The sequence below is a fragment of the Solihabitans fulvus genome (genome assembly GCF_008386585.1).
Classification (GTDB): Bacteria; Actinomycetota; Actinomycetes; order Mycobacteriales; family Pseudonocardiaceae; genus Solihabitans; species Solihabitans fulvus.
In genome coordinates this window covers 1-18,021 of the sequence record NZ_VUOB01000035.1, presented here as the reverse complement: position 1 = coordinate 18,021, position 18,021 = coordinate 1, and the positions used below count along the sequence as shown (strand labels likewise).

At 69.4% G+C, this 18,021-nt stretch carries 14 protein-coding genes; 10 read left to right on the top strand and 4 right to left on the bottom strand.

Going from position 1 to position 18,021, the window contains the following annotated elements; all coding sequences use genetic code 11:
* Positions 1-16 precede the first annotated feature (16 nt).
* On the bottom strand, positions 17-1,282 hold the full coding sequence (locus F0L68_RS19860; RefSeq protein ID WP_149851119.1) for an alpha/beta fold hydrolase: 1,266 nt from the start codon (positions 1,280-1,282) through the stop codon (positions 17-19).
* Positions 1,283-1,562: 280 nt separating this feature from the next.
* Entirely contained in the window at positions 1,563-2,519 is a 957-nt protein-coding gene (locus tag F0L68_RS19855) for a LysR family transcriptional regulator (protein ID WP_149851118.1), read from the bottom strand.
* Positions 2,520-3,204: 685 nt separating this feature from the next.
* Between F0L68_RS19855 and F0L68_RS19850 the strand changes: the two genes are divergently transcribed.
* The 3 genes from F0L68_RS19850 (at position 3,205) to F0L68_RS19840 (ending at position 10,505) form a co-directional block, all read left to right on the top strand.
* Positions 3,205-5,001, top strand: a complete 1,797-nt coding sequence (locus F0L68_RS19850; RefSeq protein ID WP_149851117.1) for an RICIN domain-containing protein — start codon at positions 3,205-3,207, stop codon at positions 4,999-5,001.
* A 181-nt stretch (positions 5,002-5,182) separates the two neighbouring features.
* The gene (locus F0L68_RS19845; RefSeq protein WP_149851116.1) at positions 5,183-7,609 is read left to right on the top strand and encodes a ricin-type beta-trefoil lectin domain protein; all 2,427 of its coding nucleotides are present in this window, start codon (positions 5,183-5,185) and stop codon (positions 7,607-7,609) included.
* A 64-nt stretch (positions 7,610-7,673) separates the two neighbouring features.
* Positions 7,674-10,505 carry an RICIN domain-containing protein gene (locus tag F0L68_RS19840; RefSeq protein ID WP_149851115.1) on the top strand — a complete coding sequence of 944 codons (2,832 nt, stop codon included), beginning with the start codon at positions 7,674-7,676 and terminating at the stop codon, positions 10,503-10,505.
* Between the two features lie 117 nt (positions 10,506-10,622).
* On the opposite strand, the gene F0L68_RS19835 is transcribed toward F0L68_RS19840, so the two are convergent.
* Positions 10,623-11,063 (bottom strand): VOC family protein, encoded by a 441-nt coding sequence (locus F0L68_RS19835; RefSeq protein WP_149851114.1) that lies wholly within the window; start codon positions 11,061-11,063, stop codon positions 10,623-10,625.
* Between the two features lie 166 nt (positions 11,064-11,229).
* A complete protein-coding gene (locus tag F0L68_RS19830; protein WP_149851113.1) occupies positions 11,230-11,925 on the bottom strand; it encodes a type 1 glutamine amidotransferase domain-containing protein in 696 nt (231 codons plus the stop codon).
* Between the two features lie 396 nt (positions 11,926-12,321).
* Here F0L68_RS19830 and F0L68_RS19825 point away from each other — a divergent pair, with 396 nt between their 5' ends.
* From F0L68_RS19825 to F0L68_RS19795, 7 genes are all read left to right on the top strand, one after another.
* Positions 12,322-13,038 (top strand): cupin domain-containing protein, encoded by a 717-nt coding sequence (locus F0L68_RS19825; RefSeq protein WP_149851112.1) that lies wholly within the window; start codon positions 12,322-12,324, stop codon positions 13,036-13,038.
* Between the two features lie 36 nt (positions 13,039-13,074).
* Positions 13,075-13,641, top strand: a complete 567-nt coding sequence (locus tag F0L68_RS19820; protein WP_149851111.1) for a type 1 glutamine amidotransferase domain-containing protein — start codon at positions 13,075-13,077, stop codon at positions 13,639-13,641.
* Between the two features lie 82 nt (positions 13,642-13,723).
* Entirely contained in the window at positions 13,724-14,461 is a 738-nt protein-coding gene (locus tag F0L68_RS19815; protein ID WP_149851110.1) for an HAD family hydrolase, read from the top strand.
* A gap of 126 nt (positions 14,462-14,587) precedes the next feature.
* Positions 14,588-15,487 (top strand): LysR family transcriptional regulator, encoded by a 900-nt coding sequence (locus F0L68_RS19810; protein ID WP_149851109.1) that lies wholly within the window; start codon positions 14,588-14,590, stop codon positions 15,485-15,487.
* A 178-nt stretch (positions 15,488-15,665) separates the two neighbouring features.
* Positions 15,666-16,346 carry a type 1 glutamine amidotransferase domain-containing protein gene (locus F0L68_RS19805; RefSeq protein WP_149851108.1) on the top strand — a complete coding sequence of 227 codons (681 nt, stop codon included), beginning with the start codon at positions 15,666-15,668 and terminating at the stop codon, positions 16,344-16,346.
* Between the two features lie 82 nt (positions 16,347-16,428).
* On the top strand, positions 16,429-17,601 hold the full coding sequence (locus tag F0L68_RS19800) for an MFS transporter (protein ID WP_149851107.1): 1,173 nt from the start codon (positions 16,429-16,431) through the stop codon (positions 17,599-17,601).
* A 177-nt stretch (positions 17,602-17,778) separates the two neighbouring features.
* The coding region (locus F0L68_RS19795) for a helix-turn-helix domain-containing protein (RefSeq protein WP_223198958.1) at positions 17,779-18,021 on the top strand (243 nt) is incomplete at its 3' end.

Genomic DNA, 18,021 nt, shown 5'->3' with positions numbered 1-18,021 from the left:
CTTCTCGGGGCGGTTGTCAGCACCGTCCGGCGTTCATGTCCATCAGCCGCGACAGCACGACGTCTCCCGACGCGTTCACGCCGTCGTGCTCCCACTCGTTGGTCACCCACGCCCGCGCCGAACCCAGGTGTCGCAGGGTGCGGAGGGACAGCTCGGCGTCGACGTACATGTCGTCGTGGTAGACGGCCGCGGCGAGCGGCACCTTGTTCGCGGCGAGGCGGTCCGCGTCGTACAGCGGCGGCCACTCGGTCCAGGCCGCGAGCAGTTCGGCGGCTTCGGCGAACGGCCGCAGGGCCCTGATCTCCTCGAACATCCAGGGATAGATCATCTCCCCGGTGAACAACAGCGGGTCCGCATCGGCGGCGAAGTTCGGGTGTTCGCGCATGATGCGGTGGGCCGCCCAGTCGATCGGGATCCCGTCCTGGGCGAAGCAGGGCTCCTGGAGGATCGTGAACAGCGGGTTGTCGACGAAACCGGTCTGCTGCATGACCTGGAGCAGGAAGGTGTCGGTGAGTTGACCGGACGCGTCGAAGGCCTCGTCGAAGATCCAGTGGATGCGCTCGTAGCCGTCGCCCATGCCGAAGGCCAGGCCGAGGGTGCGGAGCCGCTGCGGTGTGAGCTTGTCGCCGTCGGGCAGGACGACGCGTCCGGTGGCGGCGAGGTCGGCGACCCGGCGGACCGTCGCGACGTCCTCGGGATAGCGCGCGTAGTACTCGCGGTTCTTGGCCTCGACCCTGGGATAGGTGCGGCGGTAGACGTCGTCCGCGCGGGCGTCCAGGCCGGAGAGGCCGCCGGTGACGTGGCAGGCGCGCAGCCCCTCGGGGGCAAGGGAAAGGTAGGTCAGGGTGATGAACCCGCCGTAGCTTTGGCCGAGGGTCTCCCACGGCTCGTCGCCGCACAGCTTCCGCCGGATCAGCTCGGCGTCGCGCACGATGGCGTCGGCCCGGTGCAGCGACAGGTACCGGGCGAGATCCTTGCCCGCCGCGAACCCTGCCGCGAACGTCGGCGTCACCGGTGTGCTGCGGCCGGTGCCGCGCTGGTCCAGCAGCAGCACGCGGTGGGTCCGCAGCGCGCGGGCGAGCCAGCCGGGGTAGTCGCCGTTCGGCCGAGGGGATTTCCCTCCTGGTCCGCCTTGCAGGAACACCAGCCACGGCAGCTTGTCCGGGCTGCGGGCGGGGTCGGCGACCTCGCGGGCGAACACCTCGATGGTGGCGCCGTCGGGATCGTCGTGGTCCAGCGGGACGGTGAAGACGTGGTCGGTCACGGCCATGCGCGGATTCATGGAGCTGGCTCACCTCGGGGTAGGTTGGTTCGGCGGCGGCCCGACCGACTTGTGGCCGGCCGGGCGCGTTCTCAGATCGGCGGATCAGTGCCGGTGTGGACTCGGGCTCAGCGTTGCGGGCAGGGCTCGAATCTGTGCTACGTAACATTGCACTGAGTTCCGCCGGCGACAATGGGTCGGGGTACAGCACAACCGGTGGCTGGGCCACAACATCCGGCGTCGCCGGGTCAGCGGTGCGTCGATCGGGCACGGGCGTCGCGCCGGCCCGATGCGTGGACTCCTACGAGCGGGTCGCCGCGTACGTGCGCGATGCCCACGCCTGGAAGTGCGGCGCCTGGGCGATGAGGTCGCGGTAGGTCGCGCTGGCCGAGGCGAACAGTGCCTCGGCGACCGAGTCGGGCACGCCGTCCCGCCGCCAGGCCAGCAGGTAGCGGCACCACAGCGGTGTGCCGACCAACGCCTTCACGATCACCCCGGGGATGGGCCGGGTCGTGGCCTGCACCGGAGAGACCCCTAGCCCCTCGGCGATCATGTTCTGTAGTTGCAGGTGGTCGCCGAGGAACTCGTGCACCCTCGCCGGCACGAATCCGGCGGTCGCGCACGCCGCGTAGAAGATCCCCGGCCAGCCCGCCCCGTCATCCGGGGTCAGGAACCAGGCCTCGCCGGCCAGGTCGGTCAGCGCGATCTGGAGGTTGTGCCGCAGCGTGTGGTGGGCCGGCAGCGCCACGAAGGCGGGCTCGGTGATGATGCCCCGATGCGCGACGGCATCGGAGTGCCGCAGTTCCAGCCCCGGATAGTCCACGGCGATCGCGGCGTCCAGTTCGCCGCGCTCCAGCAGGTCGACGATGTCCGAGGACGCGTAGACGCTGCTGACCGTCAGCGCCAGGTCCGGCAGGTGGCTACGGACCCTGGCCGCCGTCCCGGCCAGGACCGGTGAGTTGGTCGCGGCCAGCCGCAGTGCCCGGATTCGATCAGCGGTGGACCCGGTCGTCCGGCCGAGCCTGCCGACCCTGGCCAGGACGTCGCGCGACTGGGCGAGGATCTCCAGGCCGCACGTGGTCGGCTCCACACCAGCCGGGCTCCGCTCGAACAGCGGTTGTCCGAAGTGGCGTTCGATGCGGCGCAGCTGGGCGCTGAGCGCCTGTTGCGAGTAGCCGAGGATGCCGGCGGCCCGCGCGACGCTCCCGGCATCGGCGATCGCGCACAGGACCCGCAGGTGGCGAAGTTCCAGGTCCATTCGCGTACCCCCACCATCACGCACTCGCCGGAACAGATCGGTCGGCACGGTACCTGGCACCCCGTCAGGGTCTGTTCGCCACAGTTTCGACAGGGGTCCGGCCGATGCGCAAGGACCTGGCCGACACGCGTGCCGGCCAGGGAGGACCGCGCCTGGACCCGCCAGGGGGCTCGCGCCGGATCCGGCGTTCGCTGGGCGATCGACGCGGTGGTGACGATCTGCTGGGTCGGGTTCGGGCCAGCGACGCGACAGCGGGGGAGGAGTGCGTGTTGTTGGGCGAATGGTGCGCACTTCTTTGCACTGGCGCGCACGAGTCGACCATCTGTGGACAACAGGGAACAATCGGCCGACGGCCGGCCTGGCGCGGCTTCGAGCGGGAATCCCTTGTCTGACCGGGTTTGCTCTTGGGTCGCCTCGTCGTCGGAACCGGTGAAGATGCACGCTTCTGTCTGAAGATGATCGAAACTGTTGACTTATGCTCACTTTGGCTCATAGTATCTCCGTCAAGCGTGACCACTCTGTGTCCTGCCTCACAGTCAGGAGCGCGATGCGTCCCCTGCCCGTCATCGCCCCATCTCGCCCCACGGATCGCCCAGCGCCGGCGGTCCACGAGGCCTTCTCCGAGAACGGCACGCCACGGCGCGCCCGAATCCGGCTGTCGCGCGGATCAACGAAAGGACCACAAGTGCTACGCCTCAAGACGAGTGTCGCCGCCGCTGTCGTGGCTCTGGCCACGGTCGGCGCGCTGGCGCCACCGGCCGCGTCGGCGTCGCCGCCGGACGCCAGCTACACCATCACGGTCGGGCCAACCAGCCCGTACAAGTACCCGACCGACACGCCAGCCAGCCCGTTCACGGACAAGGACGGCAGGTTCTACTTCCAGCAGTCCGCCGCGCTGTACGGCAAGAACGACCCTCGGGTATGGGACTTCTACACCGGCACGGACTTCGACGCCGCCACGAAGTCACCGATCAGCGACGCGGTGAACCCGGCCAACCCCAAGGACCGGAACAACGACACGACCTGGCGCTGCAACAACAGCCCCACCGGCAAGGAGGCCACCGACCCGCCTGCGGGCTCGGGCTACTCCCAGAAGAACTTCTGCGACCTGGTCGGGGTCTGGGTCGACCCGGACACCGGCGCCTGGTACGGCCTGGTGCACAACGAGTTCACCCCCGAGCCGTTCGGGGCCAGGTCCTTCTCGCACTACGACTCCATCGACCTTGCGGTGTCGACCAACCAGGGGAGGGTGTGGACGATCAAGAGCCACATCATCACCTCCCCCTACAGCACCAAGCGCGGCGACACCGCGGCGTTCCCGAACGAGACCTTCTACTACGGCGACGGCGACCCGCGCCTGTTCGCCGACCCCGCCTCAGGCTACTTCTACGTGTACTACGGTTCCCGGGTCGTGCCCAAGGTCGGTACACCAGGCAGCACTGACGGCCTCGCGCACGTCGCCCGCGCGCCGATGTCGCAGAAGATGGCCGCGGGCTCCTGGCAGAAGTGGTACGACGGCTCCTGGTCGCAGCCGGGGGTTGGCGGCAAGGAGAGCAACATGGAGCCGGCGACCGCGGCAAACCCGTCCGGCTACACGCCGATCGGCCACGACTACAACCCGGCCAACAAGGGCACCGTGGACCAGCAGATCGCGGCCGGCACGCTGCCGTCGAAGTCGGAGCTGTTCGTCATGAACATCGCCTACGACGCCGCCCTCGGCCTGTACGTCGGCACGCCCGAAGCGGTGGACCAGTCGGCGAAGGTGTCGCAGAAGTACTACGTCACCGACGACCTGGCCACCCAGCGGTGGCGCTATGTCGGCGATTCCGGCGACTACAAGTCCGACTCCTGGTACCGCTGGTTCCTCGACGGCCAGAACAGGACGAACTCCACCGTCGTCGGCGGGACCTTCCGGGCGTACTGCGCCATCGCCTGCGCGAACTCCGACGGCGAGTACGCGAGCGTGACCATCGACGCCACCCCGAGGGTCGGCCTGCCGGTCGACCCGGCCAAGACCTATCGGATCGGCAACGGGTCAGGGCGCCTGCTCGCCCAGGTCTCCGGCAGCACCGCCACCACCTCGCTTGGCGCGGGCGCGGGCTCGGACCTGGCGGCGTGGCGCTTCGACTGCACCAGCGACCGTGTGTGCGCCATCGTCAACGTCGCCACCCGGCAGGCCCTCGGCGTCGACTCCAGGAAGACGGCCAACCGCGCCTGGGGCGCCAAGCCCACCGTCACCAACGCGGCCGGGCCTGGCGGCTACGGCGTCGGACAGCAGTGGTTCCTCATCCCCGGCAGAAACGGGGCCTACCGGCTGGTCAACCGCTACAGCGGACTGGTGTTGGCCATGTCGGCGAACAACAAACGGCTCGTCGAGACCACTCCCGCCCGGTCCTGGACCGACACCACCGGCAACCCCGTCGGCGGATCTCGGTCCGCTGCCGAGCAGACCCTCAGCCTCACCCAGATCAACGCCGGCTGAGTCCCACGACGCCGCGCGCCGGCACAGCGCGGCCGGATCAGGGGCCCCGGGTCGCCGACCCTGCCCGGTGACCGGCGGCGGCTGGTTTCGCTCGGCTTTCCCTGCCGTCGAGCGAAACCAGCCGCCGCCCCAGCCGCACCCTCGGGTCACTCCGGAATGGACAGCACGCGAAGGAGCCACCATGACTTCGTTGGCACAACGTCGTTTCCCCGTCCTCGCGGCCCTCGCGGCGTTGCTTGGCGGCCTGTTCGTCCTCGCCGCGCCCGCGCACGCGGCGAGTTCGACCTCGATCACCGTGGACGGCGGCAAGCCGGGCCGGATCTTCGACGGCGTCGGGGCGATCAGTGGCGGCGGCGGCAACTCCCGACTGCTGATCGACTATCCGGAACCGCAGCGCAGCCAGCTCCTCGACTACCTGTTCAAGCCCGGCTACGGGGCCTCGCTCCAGCTGCTCAAGCTCGAGATCGGTGGCGACACCAACTCCACCGACGGTGCAGAGGCCAGCCACATGCACACCGCCGACACCGTGGACTGCAACCAGGGCTACGAGTGGTGGCTGGCCGAACAGGCCAAGGCCCGCAACCCCGACATCAAGCTCTACGGCCTGTCCTGGGGCGCGCCGAGCTGGGTCAATCCCACCGCGAACTACTTCTACACCGACAACGCGATCACCTACCTGGTGCAGTGGCTCGGCTGCGCCAAGCAGCATCACCTGGCCATCGACTACCTCGGCGGCTGGAACGAGCGCTACTACGGCGGCGACGCCACTGCCAAGGCCTGGTACGAGAAGCTCAAGCCCGCGTTGGCGCAGGGCGGCTACGCCTCGACCAAGATCGTCGGCGGTGACAACGACTGGTCAGTGGCCAACGACATGGGCGCCGACCCGGCCTTCAAGGCTGCAGTCGACATCGTCGGCGTGCACTACCCGTGCGGCTACGGCGGCTCCTTCACCTCCTGCGGCAGCATCGGCTCCGCCCAGTCGCTCGGCAATCCGCTGTGGGCCAGCGAGAACGGTTCGCTGGACTATCACATCGGCGCGACGTCGGTCGCGCGGGCGCTCAACCGGGACTACATCGACGCCAGGATGACCGCCTACCTCAACTGGCCGGTCATCGGTGCGGAGTACCCGAACCTGTTCTTCTCCGACGACGGCATGTCGGTGGCCAACCAGCCGTGGTCGGGGCACTACGACATCGGCAAGACCACGTGGGTCACCGCGCAGACCACCCAGTTCACCCGGCCCGGCTGGCACTACATCGACTCCGCCAGCGGCTACCTTGGCGGCCAGGGCAGCCACGTCACCCTGAAGTCCACCAACAACTCCGACTACAGCACGGTGTTCGAGACGATGGACGCGACCGCGGCCCAGACCGTCGACGTCGCGGTCACCGGCGGCCTGTCCACCGGCAGAGTGCACGTGTGGGCCACGAACGTGAAGTCCGCCAACCCGGCCGACTGGTTCGTCCGCCAGCCCGACATCACCCCGTCCGGCGGCCACTACACGGTGACCCTGCAACCCGGGTACGTCTACACCGCCACCACGACGCTGCCGGCGAGAGCCAAGGGCACCGCGACCCCGCCGCCCACCGCGCGGCTTTCCCTGCCCTACCGGGACAACTTCGACACCCCGGCCGCCAGCACGTCGCCGAAGTACTTCTCCGACATGGAGGGCGCGTTCCAGCGGGTGGCCTGCGGCGGCGGGCGCACCGGAGGGTGCCTGCGTCAGATGGCTCCCGCCCTTCCGGTCCGGTGGACCGACGAGAAGTACTACGGGCCCTACAGCATCATGGGCGACTTCGCGTGGAGCAACTACACGGTCAGCGTCGACACGATGCTGGAGCGGCCCGGCACCGTCGAAGTCCTTGGCAGGGTCATGCGACAGGCCAAGAACAACAACGGTCTGGACGCCTACCACCTGCGCGTGACCGACGGCGGCGCGTGGTCGATCGTGAAGACCGACCAAAGCTGGGCCACCACCACGCTGGCCTCGGGGGCGACCAACCCGTTGGGCACCAACACTTGGCACACCATCGCGCTGACCATGCAGGACTCCGTGCTCACCGCCGCGGTGGACGGCACGCGGCTCGGCACCGCCACGGATTCCTCCTACCCCAACGGTCAGGCGGGGTTGGGCGTCGGCGACTTCCGGACCGACCAGTTCGACAACTTCGCCGTCACACCGGGCACGAACCCGATCGCCCACGTCGGCCCGATCACCTCCGGCCTGGCGGGTAAGTGCGTCAAGGTCGGCGCGACCAGCCTGGTCAACGCGACCGACAAGGGCAATCCGGCCCAGTTGTACGACTGCGACGGCCACGCCGAGCAGGTGTGGGCGGCGGCCAACGGCGCGCTCACCCACGACGGCCTGTGCCTGGACGTCACCGGTCAGGGCACGGCCAACCTCACCCCGGTCGAGGTGTGGGAGTGCAACGGCGGCGCGAACCAGAAGTGGCTGCCACAGGCCGACGGCACGCTGAAGAGCGCGCAGTCGGCGGCCTCGCCAGGAATCTGCCTCGACGACCCGAGCGGGACCGCGGTCAACGGGACACAGCTGATCATCTACGCCTGCATCGGCGGCACCAACCAGAAGTGGACCATGCCGAACTGACTGGGGCGGCATCGCCACAACGCAGAGCCGCCGGCACACACCACCACCCTGCAAGGGAGTTGGCATGACACGGTTGAGCACGGTCCGGTCCGTCGCGGCGCGCGGCGCGACCGCCATCCTCGTGGCGATGAGCACGGTGGCCGTCGCGGCCCCTGCGGCACCCGCCGCGGCGGGCACCACGGCCTGGTCGTCGGGGGCGTTCTCGGTCGACCACGCCGGGCTGGTGCGCCGGTCGGACGTCGTGCTGGCCGCCCCGAACACGACCCAGGCGCAGGCGATGCCGTTGGGCAACGGGAGCTTCGGGGCGGCGGTGTGGGCGGCTGGCGGGTTCACCGCCCAGCTCAACCGCGTCGACACGCTGCCCGACCGCAGGTCGCCGGGCTGGTTGACGATCCCGGGGCTGGCCGCGTTGACCGGTGCGCCGAACTTCGCGGCCCACCTGGATGTCTACGACGGCGTGTTGTACGAGTCCGGCGGCGGCATGACCGCGACGATCTACCTGCGTGCCGACAAGGACGAGTTGGTCGTCGACGTCACCGGCGCCGACCCGGCCACGACGCAGACGGCCGAGGTGGCGTTGTGGTCGGGCCGCTCGCCGCAGGCCGAGACGGGAACCTCGATCGCCACGCTGGCCGAGACGTGGGTGGACGACTCTGAACCGGGACACACCGGCAACACCTACGGTTCGCTGGCGGCGGTGACCGCCGGCGGTTCCCGCGTCTCGACCTCCACGGTGGACTCGCGGACGGTGCAGGTCAGCGTCACGCCACGCTCCGACGGCTCGTTCCGGGTGATCGCCGCCGCGCCGCGATGGTCCGGCGGCGACGCGCAGGCCGCGGCGTCCGCGCTGATCGGCACGGATGCCGAGGTGTCCTCGGCCGCGCTCCGGTCGGGGCACCTGGCCTGGTGGCACGGATTCTGGGGGCGGGTCGGGCTGGTCAAGCTCTCCTCGTCCGACGGCTCGGCGGACTACCTGGAGAACCTGCGCACCCTGGACCTCTACGACGCCGCGGCCCAGAGTCGAGGCACGGTGCCGGGTTCGCAGGCGGGTGTCGCGGATCTGTTCTCCCCCTATCAGGACGCACACAAGTGGAGTCCCGGCGCGTATTGGCACTGGAACATGCGGATGCAGGTCCAGGCCAACATCTCCGCGGGCGCGTTCGACCTGAACACCCCGTACTTCCGGCTGTACCAACAGAATCTGGCCAACATCCAGGCGTGGACCCGGGCTCACCTGAACAACAGGGCCGGGATCTGCGTCCCGGAGACGATGCGGTTCAACGGGGCGGGTTACGAGTACGAGACGTGGCTGTCCTCCACGCCGGTGCTGTGCGACTCCTCGGTCGGGCCGTACTACAACGCGCGCACCATCACCACCGGGGCCGAGGTGGGCCTGTGGGTGTGGCAGCAGTACCTGACCACCAACGACCGCGGCTTCCTGTCGACCAACTACCCACTGTTGGCGGAGGCGAGCAGGTTCCTGCTGGCCTACTCCACCGTCGGCTCCGACGGCTACCGGCACACCTTCCCGTCCAACGCGCACGAGACGCAGTGGGACGTGCACGACCCCACGACCGACATCGCCGCGATGCAGGCCCTGTTCCCGGCGACGATCCAGGCCGCCTCCGTGCTCGGCAAGGGCAACGACCCGCTGATCGGCCAGCTCACCGCCGCCCAGCGACAGCTGCGCCCGCTGCCCCGCACCGACATCGCGACACAGCGCACGCTTCTGTCGCCCTCCGACGACGCGGCCGGCGCCGACATGATCGCCCCGTCCTACGACGTGACCGCCTCGTCGAACAACAGCGAGAACATCGGTCTGGAGCCGGTGTGGCCCTACGGCCTGATCGGCGATCAGGGCGGCCTGTCCGAGCTGGCAAAGCGGACTTTCGCCAACCGTCCCAACACGTTGGCCAACGACTGGAGCTATGACCCGTTGCAGGCGGCGCGACTGGGCGACGGCGCGAACCTGGCCAGCACCTTGGTTGGCCTCACCAAGCAGTACCAGAAGCTGCCCTCCGGCCTGGCCACCTTCGTCGGCGACGAGCCCTACGGCGAGCAGCAGGGCGTCGTCGCCGCAGCCCTCAACGAGGCCCTCGTGCAGGACTACGACGGCGTGCTGCGCATCGCCCCGGCACTGCCCCAGGGATGGGACGCCGAGGGCACGGTGTTCATCCACGGCAACAGCAGGGCATCGGTCCAGGTCCACGGTGGGGTGATCGGGACGGTGGGGATCAACGCCGGCTCCACCGGCACCATCACGGTCCGCAGTCCGTGGCCCGGCAGGCGGGTCGAGGTTGTCGACGGCGCCGACGAGAAGACCGTCGTCGTCGCAGGAACGACCGCCGCGCAGCTCTCGATCCCCGCCGTGCAGGGCTCCTCGTACCTGGTCGAGCCGGTCGACGCTCCAGTCTCCGGGATGACCGTCGCCGCCGTGACCGGCACGCCCGCCACCGGCCCCAGGACCCTCGGGCCCGCGACCATCGGCATTCCCGGCGGCACTGTGCCGCCAGGCACCCACACCCTGGTCGGCGTCGGATCCGGACGCTGCCTCGATGACCCAGGAGCGTCCACGCAGAACGACACCCAGGTCATCATCTACGACTGCAACGGCGCGCAGAACCAGAAATGGACCTACGCCGCCGACCAGACGCTGGCCACCATGGGCAAGTGTCTGGACGCCTCAGGTGGCGGAACCACGAACTACACCAAGGTGATCATCTACGACTGCTCCGGCGGACAGAACCAGAAGTGGACCTTCGCCCCCGACGGGACCATCCGGGGCGTCCAGTCGGGGCTCTGTCTTGACGTCGCCAACGGTGCCACCGGAAACAACAGCCCGCTACAGCTGTGGACGTGCAGCGCCGGCCCCAACCAGACCTGGACCAGAAGGTAGCCGCACCGCCCCAATGGCCGGTGCCCGGTCACGCCAGTGTGACCGGGTACCGCGCACTGGTGGCGGGGCCGAGGGCGTTGCGCATGCACTCGATAGGGGCGGCGGGTGTCCGCACCGTCAGCTCAGCTGTTCGGCCAGGCCGACGATGATGCCCTCGGGGCCGCGGACGTAGCAGAGTCGGTAGCTGTCCTCGTACTGCGCCACCTCGCCGACGAGTTCGGCGCCGAGGGCGCGGAGGCGGGCGACGACGTCGTCGATGTCGTCGACGGCGAACATGATGCGACGAATGCCCAGCGTGTTCGCCGGTGCCTCCTTCGGCTCGGCGCTGACCGCCTTCGGCGTGTGGAACATCGCCAGCTCGATTCGGCCGTGACCGTCCGGGGTCCGCAGCATGGCGACCTCCTGCCGGACATCGTCGATCCCGATGACCCGCTCCACCCAACGTCCCTCGATCGGCCCCCTGCCCATCAGCTCCATGCCGAGTTCCACGAAGAACGAGATAACAGCGTCGAGGTCTTCGACAACGATGAGGACGTTGTCCATCCGCTGGATCGTCATGCTGGGTCTCCCTGGTGTCGTGCGGCCGTGGTCGCCGCGTCCGCCCCTGGGACGGAGCCGCCGCGCCGTTCTCGACATCCTCGCAACACCTCGCCGCCGGGAACGTCCACACTCGCCGACGGTCTCGAACACGGTGTCGGGCGGCGCGTTCGGCCCGGCAACGCGGTCACGGCACGGACGAGGCGCCCACAGTCTTGGTGGCGGCCGCCAACAACTCGTCGGCGGCCCTCGGCGCCGAGGCCGGGTTCTGGCCGGTCACCAGGCGTTCGTCGGTGACGATGTGCTCCCGCAGCGGCGGCCCGCACAGGTAGTGCGCGCCGCGCGCGGCGAGCTCGTCGCCGAGGAAGAACGGGATCTCGGCGACGAGACCGACGGTGCGTTCCTCCTCCTCGGAAAAGCCCGTGACGTTGCGGCCGCTGACCAGGGCGACGCCGTCGACCCGCACGTTGAGCAGGCCCGCCGTGCCGTGGCAGACCGCGCCGACGACGCCGCCCGCGCGGTAGATCCCGGCGGTCAGCTCGGCGAGCTCGTGGTCGTGCGGCAGGTCCCACATGGCCCCTCGGCCGCCCGCGAAGGTGATGATCCGATAGTCGCCTGGGTCGTAGTGCCGGGCACGGCGGGTCGCCGCGAGGGCGCGCCGCGCGTGCCCGTCGAGCAGGAAGCGGTGCTGCCGAGGGTCGGAGTGGTCGACGCCGTCGACCGGTGGTTCCCCGTCCTTGGTGCTGACGAAGTCGACCTGCCAGCCCGCCTTGGTCAGGGCCCACCAGGGATAGGCGGCCTCCGGAAGCCAGTACCCGCACCTGCGGCCGTCGGGAAGCTCGCGTGTGCTGCTGAGCGCGATGAGTGCCCTCGGTTGCTCCATGGATCCTCCGCAGTCCTGGGAGTCGCGGCCACCGCCGTCGACGCGGCGATGACCGCGCCGAGGCGGGTGGGAGTGCGATCGGGGCGAGGAGTGGCCAGCGCTGTTCTGATCGAACGATTGTGGTCGAACTCGCTGCGGACAACTGTAGCCAGATTGCAGGATAACTTTTCCTATGGTCTCGGCGAAGTGTTTTTATTGGCCTATTCTGTTGGCACGGATAGACTCGGGCACACGGCCGAAGTTGCTGGGGGAGCACCTTGCCGCGTGACTGAGCGGTGGGCCGGTCCGGAAGAACCTGTGCTGACTTCTTTATGGGGGACATGATTCATGGACACCGTCGAGAGCTTCGACAGAAATTCTGTGGTGGAGGTCATTGATTCAACGTTACCGCTCCGCATGAACGTGGGAACAGAGGATGTTGTCGCGCTGAGCGAGTTGGTGCGGCAGGGCGCGCGCCCCGGCAACGAGCAGTTCGACGGGGACGCCCACCTCAGCGACGTCATTCCCAAGCCGTGGGGGTACGAGTACCGCGCGTACGCGGACGACTTCTTCGACTTCTGGAACCTGCACATCGAACCCGGTCGGAGCACGTCGATGCACGTGCATCCGCGCAAGCTCACCTACCTGCTGTGCATGTCGGGTCAGGGCGTCACAATCGGGCTCACGCAGGAGATCCTGGTCCGCGCCGGCACGATGGTCCGTATCGCCGGGGGCACGTTCCACGCGACCCGCAACATCGGCGCCGAGCCGCTGGCGCTGATCGAGGTCGAGTTACCCCGCAACAAGTTCGACCTGATTCGCTATCGCGACGACTACGCGCGGGCCGGGACGCCCTACGAGACGGACTCGGAGCCCGCCGACGGCCACCCGATGCGGACGGTGCCCTATCTCCCCAACGCCGCCATGCGGGACCGGTCGCCCGACGGCAGATTCGGTTTCGCGTTGCGCACCGGCATGGACATCTTCTACCGCCGTCGTCCGCAGGACATCTTCCACGTTCCACTCGGTCTCGTCGGGTTGGCACACGGGGAAGTGGAGATCCTCACCGGGCTGGACAACCGGATCAGCCCGGCGACCGACCAGTACTACCTGAGCATCAGTGCTGCCGCCTAGATCGTGTTCGCCGAGACTCACCTTGGAGAGACCGAGATGACCCGTCACGCAGTGATCATTACCGGTCCGGGTTTCCAGGACCACGACGTCGTCTACACCTACTACCGGCTGCTGGAGGAGGGCTGGGTCGTCGACGTCGCGACGAAGGGCGCCGCGAGCGCGGTCGGCAAGTACGGTGTGCCGCTGCCGATGGACAAGACCGCCAACCCGCTGATCGGCTTCGACCAGCTCGACGTCGACCGCTACGACGCCGTGGTGCTGACCGGCGGCCACGAGGCACCCGACCGGGTGCGGCAGGACGCGCAGGTGCTGGAGTTCGTGCGGGCCATGGACCGGGCCGGCAAGGTCGTCGCCGGGCTGTGCCACGGGCCCTGGATCATGGTCAGTGCCGGCGTGCTGCGCGGCCGCACGGCCTGCGCCTACATCGGTCTGCGCGACGACGTCGTGAACGCCGGGGCCAACGTCGTGGACAGCGACGTCATCGTCGACGGCCACATCATCACCTGCTCCTACTACGGCTATGTCGGCGCGTTCATGCGTGCCGTGTTCAGCACGGTCGAGGAGCTGGACCGGACCAGGGTCGTCGCGCCGGCCGGCGTCTGAGCCATACACCTGGGGGACAGCTGCCGGTGGCGGCGCGTGGGGCGCCGCCACCGGCAGTCGTGAGCGGGGGAGACGGAAAAACATGCTGTTGCTCGATTTCGACGGCGTCGTGTGCGACGCGCTCCTGGAGTGCGCGCTGGTCACCTGGTTCGGCCTGCACGTCGTGCCGGAGTTCGACGTCGTGTCGGTGGCGGTCGAGGCGCTCGCCCGGCTGCCCGAGGACTTCGTGCGCGCGTTCCGCACCGTGCGCGACTACTCCAGAACGTTGGACCGCTTCGTCGTGGCGCATCTGGCGGAGGCCGCCGCCATCGGCGACCAGGCGCGCTTCGACGAACTGTTCGCGCGGTTGCCGCCCGAGCTGGTGGCGCGGTTCGTCGCCGGGGCGGGCGCGGTGCGGTCGGCGCTGCGGTCGCGGCAGCCGGAGTTCTGGTTGGGCCTGCACACCCTCTACCCGGGCATGCCGGAGCTGCTGCGCCGGCACGCGGGCAAGGTCGCGATCGTCACCGCCAAGGACGCCGGGTCCGTCGCCGACATCCTGGCGCACCACGGACTCGCGGACGCCGTCGCGCACATCGAGGGCGAGTGCGGGGACAAGGCGGCGGCGGTGTCGCGGATCTGCGCCGAGTTCCTGGTCGAACCCGCGGCGGCCGTGTTCGTCGACGACAACCTGGCCAACGTGTTGCGGGTGCGGGAAACCGGTGCGCGAACCCGGTGGGCCCTGTGGGGCTATCACACCGCCGAGCACGTCGCGATCGCCGCGCGGGAGCGAGTCGTCGGCATCGACCGGCCCTCGCTCATCGACTGCGGGACGCCGCGCTGACCGACGATGTGCGATCTGTCCGAAACGCCGCAGTGGCCGTTGCTGCGGAGTACGGTCAGGACGTAGCACGGTGTGTGCGTTCCGCTGTGCCGCCGGTGACGTTATTCGCGTCAGCAGGGGGATCCGATGCAGATGGAACTGTTGCGCACCTTCCTCGCGGCGCATCGAGCCGGATCCTTCACCAAGGCGGCGCGACAGCTGGGCATCTCCCAGCCCGCGGTCACCGCGCAGATCCGCAGCCTGGAGAAGACCCTGGGAAAGCCGCTGTTCAAACGGGTTCCCCAGGGCGCGGTCCCGACGCCGGTCGGCCAGGAACTGGCCCGCAGGATCGAGACGCACGTGGACGCGCTGGAGATCGCGTTGCAGCGCAGCATCGAACCGCAGACATTGGGCAGCCACACCCTCTACGTCGGCGGGCCAACCGAGCTGGTCACGGTGCGCCTGCTGCCCGCGCTCGCCGACCTGATCCGCGACGGGTTGCGGCTGCGCATCACCCTCGGCATGCCCGACGACCTGTTGTCCGGGCTGGCCACCAGCAAGCTCGACCTCGTGGTGTCGACCGTGCGGCCACGGCGCCGTGGCATCGTCGCGACGCCGTTGATGGACGAGGAGTTCGCGCTCGTGGCGGCGCCGGAGATCGCCGAGCAGGTGTCGGCGGAACGGCTCGCGGCGGAGGGCGCGTCGGCGCTGGAGGGATTCCCCCTCCTCGCCTACGCCGAGAGCCTGCCGGTGTTGCGGCACTACTGGTTGACGGTGTTCGAGCATCCGCCGGAGGTCAGCGCGGCAGTGGTCGTGCCCGACCTGCGCGGGGTGTTGTCCGCGGTCGCCGCGGGTGCGGGCATCTCGGTGTTGCCGACCTACCTGTGCAGCGCCGCGTTGGAGAGCGGCGAGATAGTTCCGCTGCACATGCCCGAAGTGCCGCCCATCAACACGTTGTACCTGGCGACCAGGGCAGGGGCGTTGGCCTCACCGCATCTGGACGTGGTGCGCTCCCATCTGCTGATGAAGGCGCAGGTGTGGCGGTAGTCCGCCTCTGTTCCGGCAACCTCGGTCAATCGCGGATGGCCGCGTCCGGCACATAAATTTGGTTATGGCCGGTGCATGTCCACTGTATTGGCCAGTTTTGCCGCGTTCGAGCTAACGTATTCGTTGTCGGCTTCCCGAGTTGGCTCCCGGAAACATTCAATCCCGTTGGAGGGGCTTAATGTCCGCGCAGAAAAGAATTCTCATCGCCCTGTCCAGCCACGGCGTGCTGGGGTCCACCGGACGCGCCACCGGTTTCTACGTCCCGGAGGCGGCCCACCCGCACAAGGTCTTCGTCGAGGCCGGTCACCAGGTGGACTTCGTGTCGGTCGCGGGCGGTCGGCCGCCGCAGGAGGGCATCAAGCCGGACGACCGCGTCGTCGGCGCTTTCCTTGCCCGCCCGGAGATCGCGCAGCAGCTGGCGAACACGCCGACCGCGGCCGACCTCGACCCGGCGGACTACGACGCGATCCTGTTCGCGGGCGGCCACGGCACCATGTGGGACTTCCCCGACGCCAAGGACCTGACCGGACTCGCCGCCGCGATCTACGAGCGGGGCGGCGTCGTGGCCGCGGTCTGCCACGGGCCGGCGGCGTTGGTCAACCTGGCCTTGTCCGACGGCAGCTACCTGGTCGCCGGCCGGCGGGTCGCGTCGTTCACCGACGAGGAGGAGGCCGCGGTCGGCCTGACCGAGGTGGTGCCGTTCCTGTTGGAGAGCGCGCTGATCGAGCGTGGCGCCACCGTGGAGACGGCCCCGAACTTCGCCGAGCAGGTCGTGGTCGACGGCCGCCTGATCACCGGCCAGAACCCGGCGTCCTCGGCGAAGGTCGCCGTGAAGGTCCTGGAAAGTCTGGCGGGTTAAGAGCTCTGAGTGCCGGGCGCGGCGTCTGGAACGGCTGGGGTTCGTTCCAGGCGCCGTCGCGCGGCCACCAAGGACGGTGCGCATGACCGCCTCGACCCGAGCCGCCACGGCCGTCGTCCCTCGGTTCCGTTGGCAGCTGGCGCTGCTGGTGGCGCTGGCGTTCGCCGTTCCGGCGTCGCTGTACCTGGCCATCCCGATCGCGGGCCGCATCCAGGACGCGTTTCGGACCGACGCCGGCACGGCCTCGTGGACGGGCAGCGCGTTCGGGCTGGCCTACGCGATCGGTTTCCTCGTGTGTGGACCGCTGTCGGACCGGGTGGGCCGCCGCCCTATTCTGGTGCTCGGCACGGCGGCGACGGCCGTCACCACGGCGTTGGTGGCGGTGAGCCCGACGATGGACTGGTTCATCGGTCTGCGTGCGGCGCAAGGGCTTGCGGCGTCCAGTTTCGCGCCAGCCGCGCTGGCCTACGTCGCCGAACGGGCCCCGGCCCCGCGCCGCCCGGTGGCGCTGTCGTTGCTGACCACCGGGCTGCTCGGCGCGGGCATCGTCGGCCAGCTCTACGGCCAGGTCGTGGCCGGACACACGCCGTGGCAGGCCGCGTTCTGGCCGGTCGCGATCTGCTACGCGGCCGCGACACCGTTGCTGTGGCTGGTATTGGCGCGCGGCCGGCCGGCGACCTCGGCGCCGTGGCGCGCGGTCTACGCGGCGATCGCGATGCTGGCTGGTCGCCGCGCCACCGCTGCGGTGTTCCTCAGCGCCAGCACGGTGTTCGGCAGTTTCGTGGGGATGTACCTGGTGCTGGAGTCGTGGCTGCGCAGCGATCACGGGTTCGACACCGGTGGGCTGCTGGCGGTGGAAGCCCTTGGCGGGCTGGGCCTGGTGGTGTCGCCGGTGGTGAACCGGTTGGTCGGCCACGGTTCGCTGCGCCGACTCGCGGTCGCGGGCTACCTGTCCGCCGCGACCGGCCTGCTGGTGGAGCAGAGCGGCGTGCTGGCCGCGGTGATCGCGGGCAGCGTGGTGTTCGTTGGAGGCATCAGCCTGATCGTGCCCAGCCTGGTCGGCCTGCTCGCCGAGTTGGCCCCGGAGGCCAGGGGTGCGGCGGTCGCGGCCAACACCTTCGTGCTGTTCCTCGGCGCGTCGTTGGCGCAGTTGGTGTTCGTGCGGTTGAGTTTCCACGTGACGCTCGGTGTGCTGACCGTGGCGCTGGTGGCTGGCGCGGCCGTCGTGGGCCGGCTGGCGCGGTCCCGTCGCTGACGTCCGCTCCGTGCAGGTTCGGCCGCGCGGGTTCGGCCGGATGGTGCGGCCCAGCCTTGGGGGGAAACGACACCCCCGCGGAGCACGGCAGGGAAAGTCGAACCGCCGCCGTGCGGTTCGTCGTCCGCCACCCACCCCGCCGCAGGGTTCACAACCGAGCTGTGTACATTGTGGATGGTGGCCAGGCTGGTGAGGCGGGCGTTCAAGTACCGCTTCTATCCCACCGATGCGCAGGCAGTGGAGCTGTCGCGCACGTTTGGCTGTGTGCGGAAGGTTTACAACCTGGCGTTGCAGGCCCGCACCGAGGCGTGGACGCTGCGGCGGGAACGGGTCACCTACAACGCCACCTCGGCGCTGCTCACCGGGTGGAAGAAGACCGAGGACCTGGCCTACCTCAACGAGGTGTCGTCGGTGCCGTTG

Bases quoted from the DNA above. Each gene is read 5' to 3' on its own strand.
- F0L68_RS19860 (WP_149851119.1), bottom strand. From the start codon at position 1,282: ATGAATCCGCGCATGGCCGTGACCGACCACGTCTTCACCGTCCCGCTG.
- F0L68_RS19855 (WP_149851118.1), bottom strand. From the start codon at position 2,519: ATGGACCTGGAACTTCGCCACCTGCGGGTCCTGTGCGCGATCGCCGAT.
- F0L68_RS19845 (WP_149851116.1), top strand. From the start codon at position 5,183: ATGACTTCGTTGGCACAACGTCGTTTCCCCGTCCTCGCGGCCCTCGCG.
- F0L68_RS19840 (WP_149851115.1), top strand. From the start codon at position 7,674: ATGACACGGTTGAGCACGGTCCGGTCCGTCGCGGCGCGCGGCGCGACC.
- F0L68_RS19835 (WP_149851114.1), bottom strand. From the start codon at position 11,063: ATGACGATCCAGCGGATGGACAACGTCCTCATCGTTGTCGAAGACCTC.
- F0L68_RS19830 (WP_149851113.1), bottom strand. From the start codon at position 11,925: ATGGAGCAACCGAGGGCACTCATCGCGCTCAGCAGCACACGCGAGCTT.
- F0L68_RS19825 (WP_149851112.1), top strand. From the start codon at position 12,322: ATGAACGTGGGAACAGAGGATGTTGTCGCGCTGAGCGAGTTGGTGCGG.
- F0L68_RS19820 (WP_149851111.1), top strand. From the start codon at position 13,075: ATGACCCGTCACGCAGTGATCATTACCGGTCCGGGTTTCCAGGACCAC.
- F0L68_RS19815 (WP_149851110.1), top strand. From the start codon at position 13,724: ATGCTGTTGCTCGATTTCGACGGCGTCGTGTGCGACGCGCTCCTGGAG.
- F0L68_RS19810 (WP_149851109.1), top strand. From the start codon at position 14,588: ATGCAGATGGAACTGTTGCGCACCTTCCTCGCGGCGCATCGAGCCGGA.
- F0L68_RS19805 (WP_149851108.1), top strand. From the start codon at position 15,666: ATGTCCGCGCAGAAAAGAATTCTCATCGCCCTGTCCAGCCACGGCGTG.
- F0L68_RS19800 (WP_149851107.1), top strand. From the start codon at position 16,429: ATGACCGCCTCGACCCGAGCCGCCACGGCCGTCGTCCCTCGGTTCCGT.